We start from the raw sequence: 17,712 nt of genomic DNA on the forward strand, positions 1-17,712 counted from the left end.
ATCACCCAAACCGGGCCATGAACCGCACCTGCTCCCCTCGCGCCGAATCCGCCACGGTCGGCCTGAACCGCAGGCTTTCACCGGGCATGCACTGCGCCAGCCGTGCACTGGCCAGCGGGGTCAACGCCCCCAGCCGCGGATAGCCTCCGATCGTCTGGCGGTCGTTGCCCAGCACGATCGGCTGGCCATCCGGCGGCACCTGGATCGAACCCAGCGAGATACCTTCGGAGATCATCGGTGCACCCTGATACTCCAGCACCGGCCCCAGCAAGCGAACGCCCATGCGGTCGGCGCGGGCATCGACCTGCCAGTCGCTGTTGAACGCATCGAACAGGCTCTGGCCACTGAACGCGGCCATCTGTGCGCCGATCACCACGTCCAGCACGGGGCGGGTGGTAAACCGAGGGACAAGCGCTGCTGACAGTTCCCGAGTGGTAACCGCCGATAGCCCTGCGGCGTTCAAGACTTCACCACTGGCCAACGCCTGGCCCTGCCCGCGCAATCCCCCCATGGCATCGCGTGCCACGGTCGAGCGACTGCCCAGCACGCTGTCCGCCGCGAAACCGCCCGGCGCTGCCAGGTAGGCACGTACACCGCTCGGGGAGTCGCTATTACCCTGCGCGCCGTTGAAGCTCAGGCGTTCGCCCTTGCGCACGGTAAACGCCCGCCACGGCAGCAGTGGTCGACCCTCGATATGCGCGCCGAGGTCGGCACCTGCCAGTGCCAGCACGCAGTCGCCCTGGCTCACCACGCTGAAGCCACCGAGGGCGATTTCCACCACGGCCGCGTCCACGCTGTTGCCCAGCAGCCAGTTGGCCCAGGACATCGACACCCAGTCGGCCGCGCCGCCCTGAGTCACGCCCAGGTGGCGCGCGCCGAAGCGTCCGCCGTCCTGCAACAGGCACAGGGGTGTGCTTTTCTCGATCTGCAAACCGCTCATGCCGCGCTCTCCAGCGGCGTGTCGTCGCCACCCAGGTGAATGAATTCGGCCTTGTCGATGGCCACGAAGCGCACGGTGTCGCCCGGTTGCATGAGGGCGAAGCCTTCGCGCTCGCGGTCGAACAGCGGCGTCGGGCAGCGCCCGAGGATGTTCCAGCCGCCCGGGGATACCGAGGGGTAGATGGCGGTCTGACGCTCGCCGATGCCGACACTGCCCGCCATGATTTTTTGCCGGGGGGTACTGAGCCGCGACGTGGCCAGCGCGGGTTCGACCAGGCCCATGAAGGCGAAACCGGGGGTGAAGCCCAGGGCGAAGACTTGATAGGCCTTGGCGCAATGGCGGCGGATCACTTCGTCGATCCCGAACGCGCCGGCGCTGGCCAGGCGTTGCAGCTCGGGGCCGACGCTACGGTCGTACCACACCGGCAATTCATGGCATTGGCCGGCGATCTGGCTGTCTGGGGTCAGGTCGGCGAGGGCGTCGATGATCAGCGCGGCAGCGTCGCGGGGCGCCAGTTGCTGCAGCTCGTAGTGCAGCATCAGGGTGGTATAGGAGGGCACCAGGTCGATCAGGCGTTCACCGAATGCCGCGCGCAACCTTGCAGCGGCCGCCAGCAGCCAGGGCACGTTGTCTTCTTCGATGCGCTCGAACAGGCGGATCATCACGCAGTCCACCGCGACGGTTTCCAACTGGCCGGCGCGCGTGCGGGCATAGGTAAAACGGGTCATGAGGCGCGAGGTCCCAGGGCTTCGCGGATACGCTGGACCGCGGCGACCGACTCCGGGTTGTCGCCATGCACGCAGAGGGTGTCGGTGCGCAGCTGCAGGACGCTGCCGTCGTTGGCCAGCAGCGGTTGCTGACCGGCCAGGGTCTTGGCCTGCTCGACGATGACGCTGGCATCATGATGCACGGCGCCTGGCAAACGCCGCGAGACCAAGTGGCCGGCGCGATCGTAGGCGCGGTCGGCGAAGGTCTCGAACCACAACTGCACGCCGGTTTCGGCGGCGATCGCCTCAGCGGCGCTATTGTCGGCAGTGGACATCAGCATCAGCGGCAGTTGCTCGTCGTAGTGGGCGATGGCGGTGACCACGGCGCGCAGCACCATCGGGTTGGCCATCATGTCGTTGTACAGCGCGCCGTGGGGTTTGACGTACTGCACGCGGCCGCCCTGGGCAGTGCAAATGCCCTGCAAGGCGCCGATCTGATAGTGCAGCAGGTCGGCGATTTCCTGCGCCGAGCAGGCCATGGAGCGGCGGCCGAAGCCGAGCAGGTCCGGGTAGGCCGGGTGCGCGCCGATACGCACATCGTGCTCCAGGGCCATGGCCACGGTCTTGCGCAAGGTTCCGGGATCGCCGGCATGAAAGCCGCAGGCGATGTTGGCGCAATCGACCAGGGGCATGACTTCGGCGTCCAGACCCATGGTCCAGGCGCCGTAGCTTTCGCCCATGTCGCAGTTGAGTAGGATTTGGCTCATGCGGCGGTCCTCATGCAGGGAATTCTTTCAAAGTATGTAGCGAGTGTTTTCCGCAGGGGTACAGCCGGTCAATGAATAAAAGCTGGGGCCTGTGCATAAGAAAAGCTGATCGGTTGAAGGTTGTGGTGAGGCGACCGGCGAGGAGGCTCGTCGCAATACCGCCCCTATGGGCTTGGTATTGGTGCACTCATCTGATTGCGCCCTATATCGGTGCGCGAAACCTCCTGAGCGATTTCGACAATATCCTCCACCAGCGCGATCCCCGACCCCGTACGCCAGGTCGCGACGATGTCCATGTCAGGCAGGCTGGCCACGCCTTCGAGCGCCATGAGATTGCCGTTGGCTACCTCCGCCTGCACCAGCTTGAGCGGCAATACCCCGATGCCGAAGCCGTCGCGAATCAAGCGGGTGATCGCCGACGCCGAGTTCACGCAATTGATGCGCGTGCTCAGCACATCGCTGCTGTGCAGGAGATTGAGCAGGTCCTGATGCGGGCGCGAGTTGCGCGAGAACGTCACCAGGCGTTCGGCGGCCAGATCGTTCAAGGAGGTGTATTGACGATCATAGGATGAACCGCGAGCCACTACCCAGTGCATGGGGAAACGGTCGAGCAGGGCGTTGCGTACGGTGTCGAGGCGCACCATGTCGGTCTGGAAAATAATGTCCTGATAGCCTTTTTCCAGCTGCTCGCACAGGTTGCGCGCGGTGTCGGCGGTGATCTCGATCTCCAGTGCTGGGTAGGCCGCAGTCAGGCGTGTTACCAAGGCACTCAACCAGGTGTGTATCACCGTATCCATGGCGCCGATGCGGATGCGCCCGCGTGTCTGGTTAGGGTCCTTGATGGCGGCCTTGAGGCTGTCCAGGGTGTCGATCATGTGCTCGGCGTATTCGAGCACGCGCTGGCCCTCGGCGGTCAGGGCCACGCCTTTGGAGTCTCGCAGAAACAACCGCGCACCCAGCTCGTCTTCCAGTGCCGCGACGCGGCTGGAGATGGATGCCTGGGTGGTGAAGAGTTTTTCGGCGGTGAGCCGAAAGCTCTTCAAGCGGGCGACCCAGACGAATGTTTCGAGAAACTTGATGTTCATTTTCGGCGATTCCTGAAGCCTGCCATTTCGCCTTCGTGCGGTGCCGAAGGTAAAAATGATGAGCCCGTGTACAGCAGGTTGCATGCCACTGCCCGGCAAAAAAAACTTATCGGCCAGCCACGGTTTTTCTCGTTGGACGCTTGGCGCAAAGCGTTCGAACAATGCGCCCCAGAGAAAGGTCGCCGCCCGCCCGGGCTGTCAAACCTTCACGGCCGATGCCAGCGAGCAGCGGTTATAAAAACAATCGCGCACTGCCAACAGCCGGCCACGCCGCTGCGCGCTCCCTGTGGAGATGGATTGCATGAACCTTGGTAAATCGATGCGCCTGGCTGCCCTCGGCGGTGCCGGCCTGACGCTGTGCAGCATGGCTCAAGCGGATTTTTTCGCCGACAGCAAAGGGGATGTGGAACTACGCAACGTTTACTTCAACCGCGACTTTCGCCAGAGCGGCGCCCGCGACAAGGCCGATGAATGGGCTCAGGGCTTTATCGTTCACCTGCAATCGGGCTACACCCCGGGCGTCGTCGGCTTCGGCGTCGATGCGCTGGGGATGATCGGCTACAAGCTCGACTCCAGTGACAGCCATGCCGGTACTGGCTTGCTGCCGGCGGATCAGCACGGTGGCTCGCAGGATCAATACGGCAAGCTCGGCCTGACCGCCAAAGCGAAGATTTCCAAGACCGAATTCAAGGTCGGCACATTGTTCTTCCGCGATCCGGTGGTGTCTTCCAACGACACGCGCCTGGTCCCGCAGACGTTTCGCGGCGCGCTGGTGACTTCTCAGGACCTGGCCAACTTCAGCCTCATCGGCGGCCATATCGACCGCATCAAGGCCAACAGCTCCACCGATTTCACCGACATGAGTGCCAACCGCATCGGTGGCGTCAGCAACGATTTCAGCTTTGGTGGCGGTGACTACCGGGCCACGCCCAACTTGACCCTCAGCGCCCGCTACGCCAAGCTCGAAAACATCTATCAGCAGTACTATGGCGGCCTGGTTCACACCCTGGCGTTGGGCAATGGCCAGAGCCTCAAGTCCGACCTGCGTTTTTCCACCAGCCACGATGACGGCACCTTCGCGCACCTCGACAACCAGGCGCTGGGTGGCTTGTTCACCTACAAGATCGGCAGCCAGGCTTTCGCTGCCGGCTTTCAGAAGATGAACGGCGAAAGCCCGTTTCCCTACATGACCGGCAGCGATCCTTATCTGGTCAACTTCATCCAGATCGGCGACTTCGCCAACATTCACGAGCGCTCCTGGCAAGTGCGCTACGACTATGATTTCACCCAGATGGGCATTCCCGGCCTGACCTTCATGACCCGCTACGTCAACGGCGACAACGTCGAACGCGCCAGCGGCGGCGAGGGCAAGGAGTGGGAGCGCAACATGGACATCGCCTACGTGGTGCAGAGCGGGCCACTGAAGAACGTCGGGATCAAATGGCGTAACGCCACGGTGCGCTCCAACTTCGGCAACGACCTGGACGAGAACCGCCTGATCCTCAGCTACACCCTGGCCCTCTGGTAACCGTGCGGCTTGCCCGCATCTGAGTTCGGGTCGCATGGCCCGATCCCTGCTACCGCTGGTGAGACTTCCGTTCACCCTGCAACGAGATCATTACTATGCAAACTGCAATCAACCTGTGGCCGCTACTGGGGGTGCTGGTTATCGTCGTGGGCTTCGTGCTGCGGTTCAATCCGATGCTGGTGGTGGCCGCCGCTGCGGTGGTCACCGGCTTCGCGGCAAGCATGCCGCTGGAGACCATCCTGGCGACCATCGGCACCGGCTTCATCAAGACCCGCACCCTGGCGCTGATCATTCTCTTGCCGCTGGCCGTCATCGGCCTGCTGGAGCGCCATGGCTTGCGGGTGCATGCCCAGCAATTCATTTCGCGCTTTCGCAGCGCCACGGCCGGGCGCTTGCTGATCGCCTATCTGTTCGTGCGCGAAACCACTGCGGCTTTGGGCCTGACCAGCCTCGGCGGCCATCCGCAGATGGTCCGCCCGTTGCTGGCGCCCATGGCCGAAGGGGCAGCGGTCAGCCGTCATGGCCCACTGAAACCGGCGGTGCGCCAACGCTTGTTGGCGTTTTGCGCGGCCACGGACAACGTCGGGTTGTTTTTCGGTGAAGACATTTTCGTGGCCTTCGGTGCGATTGCGCTGATGCACACCTTTTTGCTGGGCGCGGGTATCGACGTCGAACCGCTGGCCATCGCCTTCTGGGGTATCCCCACGGCCATCAGCGTGTTCTTCATCCACAGCTTCAGGCTCTATCGCCTGGATCGCTATCTCACCCAGCAGCAGGCCGAACCGGTGCCTGCTCCTGCCGCTGCCAGTGCCGAGGTCGCCGCCAAATGATCATTTCCATTCAGTACCTGTATTGGCTGGCCGGGGTGATGCTGGCAATCGCCACCGTGATGATCCTTGCCGATCGCGCCCATCCCAAGCGCTGGACCACCGGGTTGTTCTGGGGCTTGTTCGCCATTGCCTTTCTGGTAGGGGAACGCTTGCCGCCAGTAGTGGTAGGCATAGGTGTGCTGGCCATGGCGCTGTTGGCGGGCATGGGGGGCGTCGGTATCGGCAGCCATCGTGAACTCGATGGCGAGCGCCGCCTGGCTAGCGTCAAGCGTCTGGGCAGCAAGCTGTTCATCCCGGCCCTGGCAATTCCGCTGATCACGGTGATCGTGGCGATGGGCTTGAAGTCGTTCAAGATCGGCGATCTGTTCCTGCTCGATCCGGCCAACAGCACGTTCGTGGCCTTGGGTGTCGGCAGTCTGATCGCGCTGGTGCTGGCCTGCTGGCTGACCCGCGACACGCCGATTCAGTCGATGCGCGAGTCGCGCCGCCTGATCGAGGCGCTGGGCTGGGCACTGGTGCTGCCGCAGATGCTGGCGATGCTCGGGTTGATGTTCAATGACGCTGGGGTCGGCAAGGCGGTGGCCCATCTGGCGACCTCCTACATCAATCTGGATTACCGACTGGTGGCGGTGATGGTCTATGTGCTCGGCATGGCGCTGTTCACCATGGCGCTGGGTAACGGCTTTGCGGCGTTCCCGGTGATGACCGGTGGCATCGGTGTACCGGTGCTGGTGGGGGTGTTCCATGCCAACCCGGCAGTGATGGCGGCGATCGGCATGTTCTCCGGTTACTGCGGCACGTTGATGACGCCGATGGCGGCCAACTACAACATGGTGCCCTCGGCCTTGCTGGAATTGCCGGACAAGTACGCGGTGATCAAGGTGCAGGTGCCGACGGCGCTGGCGATGCTGGTGGTCAATATCGTGTTGTTGTATGTATTGATGTAAGTGCTGTCGCTATCTGGATGAGAGCGCTGGTTGCCGCGAGTTGGTACGCTCGCGGCAGTGACGGCTTTGGCAGGCGAAGCCCCCCAACATTGCGCCCGGCACAAAGCCTCGATCCTTCATCTATCCAGGAGTGGCACCATGAGCATTTTTGATGAACCGAAGATCGACTGCCATAACCACCTGTTCGATCCGCTGCATTTCCCCTACCGCGCGCAAACCCTGTATCGCCCGGCCGGACAGGAGATCGGCACTCTGGCCCAGTTCAACCGCGTGCTCGATGCCTACGGCGTGAAGCACGCGTTGCTGGTCGGCCCTACCAGCGGCTATCGCACCGACAATTCGCTGCTACTGCATGCTTTGGCGCAAGGCCAGGGACGCTTCAAGGGCATTGCCGTGGTCGAGGACGATACGTCCCTGGAACGACTCGCGGCGCTCAAGGACGCTGGCGTGGTCGGGGTGGCCTTCAACCCGGCGGGCGAGGGCACGGCGGTAATGGCCGGGGTGGACGGGTTGTTCGCCAAGCTCGCCGAGCTGGACATGTTCGCGCAGATCCAGGTCAAGCAGGACGAACTGCTCGAACTGCTGCCATTGCTCGAGCGCAGCACGCCGCGGCTGTTGATCGATCACTGCGGGCGGCCGCAGCAGAAGGATGGCCTGAATCAGCCAGGGTTCGCGGCCTTGCTACGGCTGGCCGACAGTGGCCGGGCCTGCGTGAAGATCTCTGGTATGCAGAAGTTTGCCCACATCGACGAGCTGTTCGAGCAGGCCGATCGTTACGTGCAGGCATTGCTGCGGGCGTTCGGGCCGCAGGCATGTGTGTGGGGGTCGGACTGGCCGTTTTTGCGTGAGCAAAGCCGCATCGATTACGGGCCGCTGCTCAAGTATGCCGAGCAGTTCATGCCGGATGCACAGGTGCGTCGACAGGTGATGTGGGACACGCCGCGGCGATTGTTCGGATTTGCTTGAGTCAGTCGGATTTCCGGGGTTTGAGGGCCCTTACACAGGCAGAGCCCGCTCCCGCAGGAGCCGGCTCTGCCCGGATGGGCGGTCAGGCGTTACTTGACCGTACCAGCGCCGCCTTCCCCGCTGCCGACACCGCCGGCACCTGCACCTGCGCCGCCCGAGCCGGAGGCACCGTTGCTGCCTGCGCCACCGGGCTGAGAGCCGGCGCCATCATTGGTCTTGCCTTTCGCGGTACCCACGCCATTGTGCTTGCTGGTGACATCGCCACCGCTGCGCTTGGTCATCTTGCTGTCGTTGGTGGTGTTCGATGGCGACATGGTAGAGGTGCTGCCGGTGGCATTGGAGCCACCTGAGCTGCCACTCGGGCCGCTGACGCCAGCGAGCGCCATACCAGAGGTCAGTGCGAGCAGGCCGGCCAGGGTGAGATGGGTCAATGTATTCCTGATCATGGTGCGTCTCCTTGTTCTGGATAGAGTCGTTACCTGATATTGGGCGGCTGTGCGGCCAAAAAGGCTCCGCCCAACCGACCAACGGTAGGTAATCAGTGCGCAATATTTTCCAGTGCAAGGTTCCGGGTGCGTGGCCCGAAGCCGCCAATGGTCAGGGTCACGATCAGCATGCTGGTGACGATAAAGGCCAATACCCCCGGTGTGCCGAGGTGCTCCAGAAAGAAGCCGATCATCAGGCTGCTGAACACTGTCGACAGGCGGCTGAAGGAGTAGCAGAACCCCACTGCACGCGCGCGGATATGCGTGGGGAACATCTCGCATTGGTACGAGTGATAGCTGAACGTCAGCCAGGCGTTGCAGAAGGTCACGCCGACGCCGCAGGCCACCAGGCCCAGCGGTGAGGTCTGCACCGCGAACAAGGTGCCGAAGATCATGGTGCCGATCGCCGAGCCGACGATCTGCCATTTGTTCTCGAAGCGGTTGGCCACGCGCACGAACAGCAATGGCCCCAACGGATAGGCCAAGGTAATGATGAAAGCGTACCCCAGGCTGTGGGTCACGCTCATGCCCTGACCCGCGAGCAGCGCCGGCAGCCAGTTGCCGAACCCGAAGAAACCGATGGCCTGGAAGATATTGAACACGATCAGCATCAACGCGCGGCGGCGATACGGCGGCTGCCAGATATCGCTGAAGCGACCGGTGCTCACCACTTGCACCTGTTCGACTTCTGGCTCGGGAAGTGGCGCGTCGGCTTTTTTTCGGTAGTCGGCGGCGCAGCGCTGTTCGATGTCTCTCAGCACCCGATCGGCTTCATCGAGGCGGCCTTGCTGGGCCAGCCAGCGCGGCGACTCGGGCAGACGCTTGCGCAGCCACCAGATGAACAGCGCGAACACTGCACTGGCGAACACCACCCAGCGCCAGCCCGACACCCCGAACGGCGCCTGCGGCACCAGCCACCAGGACATCAGCGCGACCGCCGGCACTGAGGCGAATTGAATGAAGAAGGCAAAAGCGAAGGCCGAGGTGCGCATGCGCTTGGGAACCAGCTCCGACAGGTAGGCATCGATGGTGACCAGTTCGATGCCCAGGCCGATGCCCACCAGGAAGCGGCAGACGATGATGCCCATGGCGTGGTCTTGAAGTCCCATCAGCACGGTCGCCACGGTGTACCACAGCAGGGCGAAGGTGAAGATCGCGCGGCGGCCGAAGCGGTCGGCGAACTGACTCAGCAGGCTGGCGCCCAGGAACAGGCCGAGGAAGGTGGCCGAGGCGAATGCCGCCTGGTCCGACAACCCGAAGGCACCCTGGGCGCCGGTGGCGAAAATCCCTTCCTTGATCAGCCCAGGGCTGATGTAGGCGGTTTGGAATAGGTCGTACAGCTCGAAGAAGCCGCCGATGGAGAGCAACGCCACCAGTCGCCAGATAGTCGCCACGGCCGGCAGGCGGTCGATGCGAGCGGAAATCAATGAAGCGCGGACAGGGTCTTGGGTGTCGAGCGCGGCAGTGGGGGAGAGGGTGGTCATGCGCAGATATCCATACGGGTCGAGCCGCCATTTTAGAATTATTTGGACACATATGATTGCTTAGGTTGCTATGGGAATGCAATTTGTCGGGGGTTTATTGCTGTATTTTTTATTTTTTTGGTTTTTTGTTGCTGATAAGCCCCATCGTTCCGTGGAATCGGTAAGGCTACATCCGTTCACACGGGGGATAGGTGGTGCTTGACGGACAGGCGCTGTAACAGAATACTGACGTACAAATTCATATATATGACTAGATAACAATAACTGCTCCGGGACGAGAACCGCCATGACCCCACTCTCCAGCGACGAACGCCTGCCCCTCTACCAGCGCTTACGCGATCAGCTCGCCCAGCAGATTGCCGACAACCGTTGGCGCGCCGGCGAAGCCATTCCCACCGAAGCGCTGTTGGCCAGTGAGTATGGCTTGTCGGTCGGGACGGTGCGCAAGGCCATCGACATGCTGGTTGGCGAGCGCATCCTGGAGCGCCAACAAGGCCGCGGCACCTTTATCCGTCGTCCGCAGTTTCATGCCTCGCTGTTCCGTTTTTTCCGCTTCCAGACCCCGGATGGCGAACGACAGATTCCCCAGAGCCAGATCTTTTCGGTGCAGTCGCTCCAGGCCCCTGCTGATGTCGCTCGCGCCCTGGGCCTGGCGCCCTCCACTGCGGTGATCCGCCTGCAGCGCTTGCGTCTGCTCGACGAGCAGCCGGTGCTGGCCGAAGACATCTGGCTGCCGCGCGAGCGCTTCAAGGCGTTGCTGAGTGTCGACCTAGATACCTATGGCCCGCTGCTGTACCCCATTTACGAAGAGCTTTGCGGGCAGATCGTCGCCTCGGCCGACGAAACCCTGGGCGCCGAAGCCGCCGACGATCACCGCGCCAATCTGCTTGGCATCTCGCCCGGCAGCCCCGTAGTGGTGATCGAGCGCTTGGCGCGCAATCACGCCGGGCTTGCTCTTGAGTGGCGCCGTTCCCATGGGCGCGCCAGCCATTTCCGTTACAGCGTGCAGATCCGCTGATCCAACGCCGCCATGACAGCAGTCGCCAACACAACATCGATAAGGACAACAAACATCATGTTCAAGTGGTATCGAGACGTCACCTCGCGTGAGCGCAAAACCTTCTGGGCCTGCTTCGGCGGTTGGGCGCTCGATGCCCTGGAAGTACAGATGTTCGGCCTCGCCATCCCGGCCTTGATCGCGGCCTTTGCGCTGAGCAAGGGCGAGGCGGGCGCCATCAGCAGCGTGACCTTGATCACTTCGGCCTTGGGCGGCTGGGTCGGCGGTACCTTGTCGGACCGCTACGGCCGGGTACGTACCCTGCAATGGATGATTCTGTGGTTCTCCCTGTTCACCTTTCTGTCGGCGTTTGTCAGTGGCTATGAGCAATTGCTGGTGGTCAAAGCCCTGCAAGGCTTTGGTATCGGCGGTGAATGGGCAGCCGGTGCGGTGCTGATGGCCGAAGCCATTCAGCCCAAGTACCGCGGCAAGGTCATGGGCACGGTGCAAAGCGCCTGGGCAGTGGGCTGGGGAGCCGCTGTCGGGTTGTTCACGCTCATCTATACCTTCGTGCCCGAGGCCATGGCCTGGCGCGTGATGTTCGTGGTCGGGCTGCTGCCGGCGCTGGTGATCATCTACGTGCGCCGCCAGGTGCCGGAGCCCGAGAGCTTTGCCCGCAAGCAAAAGGCTCAGACCGGACCGCAAACCTTCTTCGCGTCGCTGGCCGGTATCTTCCGCCCCGAGTTGCTGCGGGTGACCCTGCTCGGCGGCCTGCTGGGCCTGGGCGCCCACGGCGGTTACCACGCGGTGATGACCTGGTTGCCGACCTTCCTCAAAACCGAGAAGCACCTGTCGGTACTCAACTCCGGCGGCTACCTGGCCGTGATCATCGTCGCGTTCTTCTGCGGTTGCGTGGCCAGTGGCTTCATGGTCGACAAGATCGGTCGGCGCAAGAACATCATCCTCTTCGCGTTCTGCTGCGTGGCCACGGTGCAGGCCTACGTGTTCATGGATCTGAGCAACACGGCAATGCTGTTTCTGGGCTTCCCGCTGGGTTTCTTCGCTGCCGGTATTCCGGCCAGCCTGGGTTCGTTGTTCAACGAACTGTACCCAGCCGACGTACGCGGTGCGGGCGTGGGCTTTTGCTACAACTTCGGCCGCGTGCTGTCGGCGGTGTTCCCGTTCATGGTCGGCCACATGAGCGAGCACATGTCGCTGGGCTCGGCCATCGGCATCGACGCCGGCATCGCCTATGGCGTCGCGGTGATCGCGGCCCTGGCGTTGCCGGAAACCCGCGGTCGCAACCTTGATACCGAGATGCCGGCCACAGCCGACCCGATCGCTGCGTCGACCCCTAGCCGGGCTTGAATGAATGAACCTGCGGCGTACGAAAAGCGCCGCCCCATTACCCAGATGAGATCCATGGACACTACCTTGCCTATCCGCGGCGTCGACGCCCACGCTCATGTCTTCACCCAGGCCCTGGCCTTTGCCGGCGAGCGTCGCTACACCCCGCAATACGACGCTACCCTGCAGGACTGGCGCGCCGTGCTCGACGCCCAGGGCGTGAGCCACGGGGTGCTGGTGCAGCCTAGCTTTCTGGGCAGCGACAATTCCTATCTGCTCGAGGCGCTGATGCTGGCGCCCGAGCGCTTGCGCGGAGTGGCAGTGGTTGATGCGGATGTCAGCCAGGCGCAGTTGCAGCGCATGGCGCGCCTGGGGGTGGTGGGGATTCGCCTGAACCTGATGGGCAAAAGCCTGCCTGATCTAGGCAGCGAGGAATGGCGGCCGCTGCTCGAGCAAGTGGCGGCGCTGGGTTGGCACGTGGAGCTGCATCGGCAGATCGAAGACATCCCGGCCTTGGTGGCCGCGCTCAAGCCTTACGGCCTGAAGATAGTCGTCGACCATTTTGGCCGTCCGCACGCGGCCTTCGGTGTGGCCCATCCGACCTTCAAAGCCCTGCTGGCGCTGGGTGGCGGGGATGTGTGGGTGAAGATCTCCGGGGTGTACCGCTTGGGCGGCACCGACAGCGAGAACCTGGCATTCGCCCAAGCGGCCATACCGCTGTTGATCGAGCACTTCGGCACCGAGCGTTTGATGTGGGGCAGCGACTGGCCGCATACCCAGTTCGAGGATCAGGTCAGTTATGCCTCGCAGTTCGAATTGCTGGCGCAGTTGGTGCCTTGGCCGCGCCAGCGCCAGGCCATTCTGCGCGACGGTGCGGTGGCCTTGTTCGGTTTTTGACAAGGGGTTATACAAAAGTCGTACGCGATAACGGCCATGATCTGAAAAGGCCATTAACGGTTCAGGCTGCAACGCGCTAGACTGCTGCTCTCCAGCGATAAGCAGATCTGTACGGCGTCTTTTGCAAGCCGCGCTTTCTGTCGCCCGCCTGCCTTTTGTAAATGAGCGAACGGGCCTGCAGCGTCAGGGCATCTCCCCAGGCGCGCGTCTCTGGAACCTTTGTGTCCGGTTTCGAGAGTGCTCATGCTCATTGGTAGTTTTCTCACAGGAAGTTTTTCGCCTTCGCTGGTGGCCATTTCCCTTTGCGTGGCCATTCTGGCTTCTTATACCGCGCTGGACATGGTCGGGCGTATCGCCACCGCGCGCGGTCGTGCGGTGCTGGGCTGGATGGTCGGCGGCACTCTGGCGATGGGCATTGGCGTCTGGTCGATGCATTTCATCGGCATGCTCGCCTTCGAACTGCCCCTGGCGCTGGGCTACGACCTGACGCTTACCGCGCTCTCCCTGCTCATTGCCTTGGCGTCATCGGGCTTTGCACTCTGGCTGGTCAGTCGTGCACAACTGACCATGAGCGGCGTCGCCATGGGCGCACTGGTCATGGGCGCGGGCATCGCCGCCATGCATTACACCGGCATGGCCGCCTTGCGCATGGCCCCGGGCATCGACTATGACCCTTACCTGTTCGGTGCCTCCCTGCTGATTGCCGTCGGCGCGGCGGCGGCGGCCCTGATGATCGCCTTTCGCCTGCGCCGCCACACACCCTATGTGCGGCTGATCCGCAGTGGCGCGGCGGTAATCATGGGCGTCGCGATCGTCGGCATGCATTACACCGGCATGGCGGCGGCGCGCTTTCCGGTGGGCAGCCACTGCGGTGCGCTGCCAGGCGGTCTGACCGGCGACAGCCTGGCGTATCTGGTCTTGATTACCACCCTAGCGGTGCTGAGCATCGCCTTGGTCACCTCGGTGCTGGATGCTCGCCTGGAGTCGCGCACCGCACAGCTGGCGCTGTCGTTGCAACAGGCCAATCAGGAACTCACCCAACTGGCCTTGCACGACAACCTCACCGGCTTGCCGAATCGCATGCTGCTGTCCGATCGCATCAGTCAGGCGATCCAGAACGTACTGGATGGGCATGGCTGCTTTGCGCTGATGTTCATCGACCTCGATGGCTTCAAGCCGGTCAACGATGCGTTTGGCCATCATGTTGGCGACGAGTTGCTGCGCGCGGTGGCGCAACGCTTGCGGGTCGGCCTGCACGGCCACGACACCCTGGCGCGTATCGGTGGTGACGAGTTCGTGCTGCTGGTGGCGCTGCGCGAGCCCAGCGATGCGATGGCCGTGGCGGCCGAGCAGGTCAACCGGTTGGCGCAGATGTTCAACGTCAACGATCACGACGTGCAGATTTCCGCCAGCATCGGTATCACCCTGTACCCTGGCGGCGGTGACGATCAGCATCAGCTGCTGATGAATGCCGATGCGGCCATGTACCACGCCAAGAGCGTCGGCAAGAACGGCTACTGTTTTTTCGACGCCTCCATGAACACCGATGCGCGCAAGCAGTTGCAATTGTTGCAGGAGCTGCGCCTGGCCATCGAACTCAGCCAGTTACGGCTTTACTACCAGCCCAAGTTCGATGCTGCCAGCGGTGCGCCAGTGGGCGCCGAGGCGTTGCTGCGCTGGGAGCACCCGCAGCGGGGCCTGCTGTTGCCGGCCAGTTTCATCGAGTTGGCGGAAAAGACCGGGCTGATCATCCCCATCGGCGAGTGGGTGCTCAACGAGGCGTGCCGGCAGATGGCGCTGTGGCTGGAGCAGGGCTTCACCGACTGGCGCATGGCGGTCAACCTATCAGCGTTGCAGTTCTGCCATGCCGGCCTGGTCGCCAGCGTGGCCCAGGCGCTGGCGCGGCATCGGTTGCCGGCCAGCAACCTGACCCTGGAGATCACCGAAACCACTGCCATGAGCGATGCCGATGCGAGCATGGGCGTGCTGCAACAGTTGTCGACCATGGGCGTGGACCTTTCCATCGACGATTTTGGTACTGGCTACTCCAGCCTGATGTACCTCAAGCGCTTGCCCGCCAACGAGCTGAAGATCGATCGCGGTTTTGTCCGCGATCTGCAGCAGGACAGCGACGATGCCGCGATCGTTTCGGCCATCGTCGCTCTGGGCCAGGCGCTCGGGCTGCGGATTGTCGCCGAAGGGGTGGAAACCGACCAACAGCAGGATTTCCTCACGCGCCTTGGCTGTGATGCGTTGCAAGGCTTCCTGTTGGGGCATCCATTACCTGCCCAGGCCTTCATGGCCGATATTCAGAAGGCCAAAGCTGTCATAGCTTGATATCATTCGGCCAGCCCGCCATTGCTTGATGCAATGATGGGCAATCAAACATTTCTGGAGAGACGAAAGGTCCATGGCCAAGGTCATTGTCATTACTGGCGGCAGTCGCGGTATCGGCGCTGCAACCGCGCTGCTGGCGGCCCGACAGGGCTATCGCGTGTGCATCAACTACTTGTCCGACGAGGAGTCGGCGATGCGTGTGCTGGCCGAGGTCCGTGCCTGTGGTGTGCATGGCATCGCGGTGCGCGCCGACGCCAGTAACGAAGACGAGGTCATTCGCCTGTTCCACCGCGTCGATACCGAGCTGGGCGCGGTGACCGCGCTGGTCAACAACGCCGCGACCATCGCCGAACAATCGCGGGTCGAGGAGATGTCAGAGTTTCGTCTGCTGAAAATGATGAAGAACAACATCGTTGGCCCGATGCTCTGCGCCAAGCATGCGATTCATCGCATGTCGACCCTGCATGGTGGCTCGGGTGGCACCATCGTCAACGTTTCGTCGGCCGCCGCCAGGCTAGGCGCGCCTAACGAGTACGTCGATTACGCGGCGTCCAAGGGCGCGCTGGACACCTTCACCATCGGCATGTCCAAGGAGCTGGCTAGCGAGGGTATTCGCGTCAACGCGGTGCGTCCGGGGTACATCCACACCGATTTCCACTCCCTGAGCGGCGATGCCAATCGCGTGACCAAGCAGGAGTCGGCGCTACCCATGGGCCGCGGCGGACGTCCGGACGAAGTGGCCGAAGCCATCGTCTGGCTCAGCAGCGAGCTGTCCAGCTATGTGACCGGGACCTTCATCGACCTGGCCGGCGGTCGCTGATCGAAACAATATCTTCAGACATGAAAAAACCGGCGCCCTCATCAGGCGCCGGTTTTTTTATTGCTACTTATAGCTTCAAGGCTTGGCCGCAGCCGACATGCGTTGCACGTCATAGTCCTTCTTCTGCACCGGGACCGCATCACGCTTGCCCAGCTCGCTCATCGGAATCCGGTAGGTTTCCTTGGCGCTGAAGGCTGCCAGTGCGGCGATGCAGGTAATCCCGAAGGCGATGGCGCCCACGGTCATCGGGATGTTGTCCGAGCCGGGCGGGGCCACGGCGGCGAACAGCGCTGGCAGCAGGGCGGTGATCATGGTGCCGACGTTCTGCGAAATGGCCATGGCCGATACGCGGTAGCGAGTCTGGAACAGCTCCGGGTAGAAGCTTGGGAACACCGCGTTGTAGCCCTGGTACACCACCCCCCACATCAGCAGCGACATGCAGAAGGCCAGTGGCACGTTGTGCACGCTGATGGCATACAAGTAACCAAACGACAGCAGCCCCGAACCCAGCGCCCCGCCGATGATCATCGGGCGACGGCCGATCTTGTCCGACCAGTTGCCCACGAACGGAATCACCAGTACCGCAACGATGTTGCCTACTACCGGGATCCACAGGTACACGCTCTTCGAGAAGCCGATGCCATAGGCTGGCTGCACCGCGTATGCCGCACCGAAGATGGTCGCGACCACCGGGATCACGTTCATCAGCGCCATGCAGGTCACCAGGCCCATGTTCTGCCAGTTTTTCTGGAAGGCTTCGGCGATCGGCGACTTGGTCAGTTCTTGCTTGGCTTCAACGTTGGCGAACGCCGGGGTTTCTTCCACGGTCCGGCGGATGATGTAGCCCGCCACCAGAACGATAGCGCTGAGCAGGAACGGAATGCGCCAGCCCCAGGTGTTGAACATGTCGTCAGGCATGAAATAGGCGAGCGGCAGGAAGATCGCTGCGGCGAAGATCTGCCCGGCCTGTACGCCCTGCAGGGTGTAGCTGGCGTAGTAGCCGCGTCTGCCGAAGGGCGCATGCTCCATGATCATCGAACTCGCCCCGGATATCTCACCGGCCACCGCGAAGCCCTGGATCAGGCGCAGGACCACCAGCATAATCGGTGCCCACACGCCGACCTGGCTGTAGGTCGGCAGCAGGCCGACCGCCATGGTGGCGAACCCCATCAGGAACATGCACAGCAGCAGGACGTTCTTGCGGCCTTTGGTGTCGCCCCAATGCCCCAGGAAGAAGGCACCGATAGGACGCGCAACGTAACCCACGCCGTAGGTAGCCAGCGATGCGACGATGGCAATCTTGGGATCGGAGTTGGGGAAAAAGATTTGCGGGAAGATCAGCGCAGCGGCCTGCGCATAGATGAAAAAGTCATAGTACTCGAGGGCCGAGCCTACCCAACCGCTGGCGGTTGCCTTTTTCGTCTGCTTACTGTCATGCGAATGAGTGTCATGGCTAGCCATGTTGGTCTCCGTTGTTTTTATTATCAAGCCTTGGCCGTTGCTGTTGCGTCTTGTAAAGCTAGCAGAAAAAGGCTTTTCCTACTGGCTCCCGTTTCGCGCAAAAACTAACTGGGT

General features: G+C 62.6%; 16 protein-coding genes. 9 read left to right on the top strand and 7 right to left on the bottom strand.

Annotated elements, in window-relative coordinates; genetic code table 11:
- Position 1 precedes the first annotated feature (1 nt).
- From REH34_RS24165 to REH34_RS24180, 4 genes are all read right to left on the bottom strand, one after another.
- Complete coding sequence (locus tag REH34_RS24165) at positions 2–940, bottom strand: biotin-dependent carboxyltransferase family protein (RefSeq protein WP_311969423.1); 939 nt, start codon at positions 938–940, stop codon at positions 2–4.
- A complete protein-coding gene (locus REH34_RS24170) occupies positions 937–1,668 on the bottom strand; it encodes a carboxyltransferase domain-containing protein (protein ID WP_311969424.1) in 732 nt (243 codons plus the stop codon). Before REH34_RS24170 ends, REH34_RS24165 begins: the two co-directional genes overlap by 4 nt.
- On the bottom strand, positions 1,665–2,414 hold the full coding sequence (locus REH34_RS24175; RefSeq protein WP_226507326.1) for a 5-oxoprolinase subunit PxpA: 750 nt from the start codon (positions 2,412–2,414) through the stop codon (positions 1,665–1,667). Before REH34_RS24175 ends, REH34_RS24170 begins: the two co-directional genes overlap by 4 nt.
- A 164-nt stretch (positions 2,415–2,578) precedes the next feature.
- Positions 2,579–3,499, bottom strand: a complete 921-nt coding sequence (locus REH34_RS24180) for a LysR family transcriptional regulator (protein WP_311969425.1) — start codon at positions 3,497–3,499, stop codon at positions 2,579–2,581.
- Positions 3,500–3,800: 301 nt separating this feature from the next.
- Here REH34_RS24180 and REH34_RS24185 point away from each other — a divergent pair, with 301 nt between their 5' ends.
- The 4 genes from REH34_RS24185 (at position 3,801) to REH34_RS24200 (ending at position 7,770) form a co-directional block, all read left to right on the top strand.
- Entirely contained in the window at positions 3,801–5,027 is a 1,227-nt protein-coding gene (locus REH34_RS24185; protein ID WP_409373169.1) for an OprD family porin, read from the top strand.
- 95 nt (positions 5,028–5,122) lie between these two features.
- Complete coding sequence (locus REH34_RS24190; RefSeq protein WP_311969426.1) at positions 5,123–5,857, top strand: 5-oxoproline transporter, DUF969 family subunit; 735 nt, start codon at positions 5,123–5,125, stop codon at positions 5,855–5,857.
- On the top strand, positions 5,854–6,804 hold the full coding sequence (locus REH34_RS24195; RefSeq protein ID WP_311969428.1) for a DUF979 domain-containing protein: 951 nt from the start codon (positions 5,854–5,856) through the stop codon (positions 6,802–6,804). Before REH34_RS24190 ends, REH34_RS24195 begins: the two co-directional genes overlap by 4 nt.
- A 138-nt stretch (positions 6,805–6,942) precedes the next feature.
- On the top strand, positions 6,943–7,770 hold the full coding sequence (locus REH34_RS24200; protein WP_311969429.1) for an amidohydrolase family protein: 828 nt from the start codon (positions 6,943–6,945) through the stop codon (positions 7,768–7,770).
- Positions 7,771–7,859: 89 nt separating this feature from the next.
- Here REH34_RS24200 and REH34_RS24205 read toward each other — a convergent pair whose 3' ends face one another.
- Both REH34_RS24205 and REH34_RS24210 read right to left on the bottom strand, forming a co-directional pair.
- Entirely contained in the window at positions 7,860–8,216 is a 357-nt protein-coding gene (locus REH34_RS24205) for a hypothetical protein (protein WP_311969430.1), read from the bottom strand.
- Between the two features lie 92 nt (positions 8,217–8,308).
- Positions 8,309–9,739 (bottom strand): MFS transporter, encoded by a 1,431-nt coding sequence (locus REH34_RS24210; protein WP_311969431.1) that lies wholly within the window; start codon positions 9,737–9,739, stop codon positions 8,309–8,311.
- Between the two features lie 286 nt (positions 9,740–10,025).
- Here REH34_RS24210 and REH34_RS24215 point away from each other — a divergent pair, with 286 nt between their 5' ends.
- From REH34_RS24215 to REH34_RS24235, 5 genes are all read left to right on the top strand, one after another.
- The gene (locus tag REH34_RS24215) at positions 10,026–10,757 is read left to right on the top strand and encodes a GntR family transcriptional regulator (RefSeq protein WP_226507319.1); all 732 of its coding nucleotides are present in this window, start codon (positions 10,026–10,028) and stop codon (positions 10,755–10,757) included.
- 57 nt (positions 10,758–10,814) lie between these two features.
- Positions 10,815–12,104, top strand: a complete 1,290-nt coding sequence (locus tag REH34_RS24220) for an MFS transporter (protein WP_346015252.1) — start codon at positions 10,815–10,817, stop codon at positions 12,102–12,104.
- Between the two features lie 45 nt (positions 12,105–12,149).
- Positions 12,150–12,980 carry an amidohydrolase gene (locus REH34_RS24225; protein WP_226507350.1) on the top strand — a complete coding sequence of 277 codons (831 nt, stop codon included), beginning with the start codon at positions 12,150–12,152 and terminating at the stop codon, positions 12,978–12,980.
- A 243-nt stretch (positions 12,981–13,223) separates the two neighbouring features.
- A complete protein-coding gene (locus REH34_RS24230) occupies positions 13,224–15,317 on the top strand; it encodes an EAL domain-containing protein (protein ID WP_311969432.1) in 2,094 nt (697 codons plus the stop codon).
- Positions 15,318–15,390: 73 nt separating this feature from the next.
- A complete protein-coding gene (locus tag REH34_RS24235; protein WP_226507316.1) occupies positions 15,391–16,137 on the top strand; it encodes an SDR family oxidoreductase in 747 nt (248 codons plus the stop codon).
- A 75-nt stretch (positions 16,138–16,212) separates the two neighbouring features.
- On the opposite strand, the gene REH34_RS24240 is transcribed toward REH34_RS24235, so the two are convergent.
- A complete protein-coding gene (locus REH34_RS24240) occupies positions 16,213–17,598 on the bottom strand; it encodes an MFS transporter (protein ID WP_226507315.1) in 1,386 nt (461 codons plus the stop codon).
- Between the last annotated feature and the right edge of the window lie 114 nt (positions 17,599–17,712).

This window comes from Pseudomonas baltica (assembly GCF_031880315.1).
In the GTDB taxonomy this organism is placed as follows: domain Bacteria; phylum Pseudomonadota; class Gammaproteobacteria; order Pseudomonadales; family Pseudomonadaceae; genus Aquipseudomonas.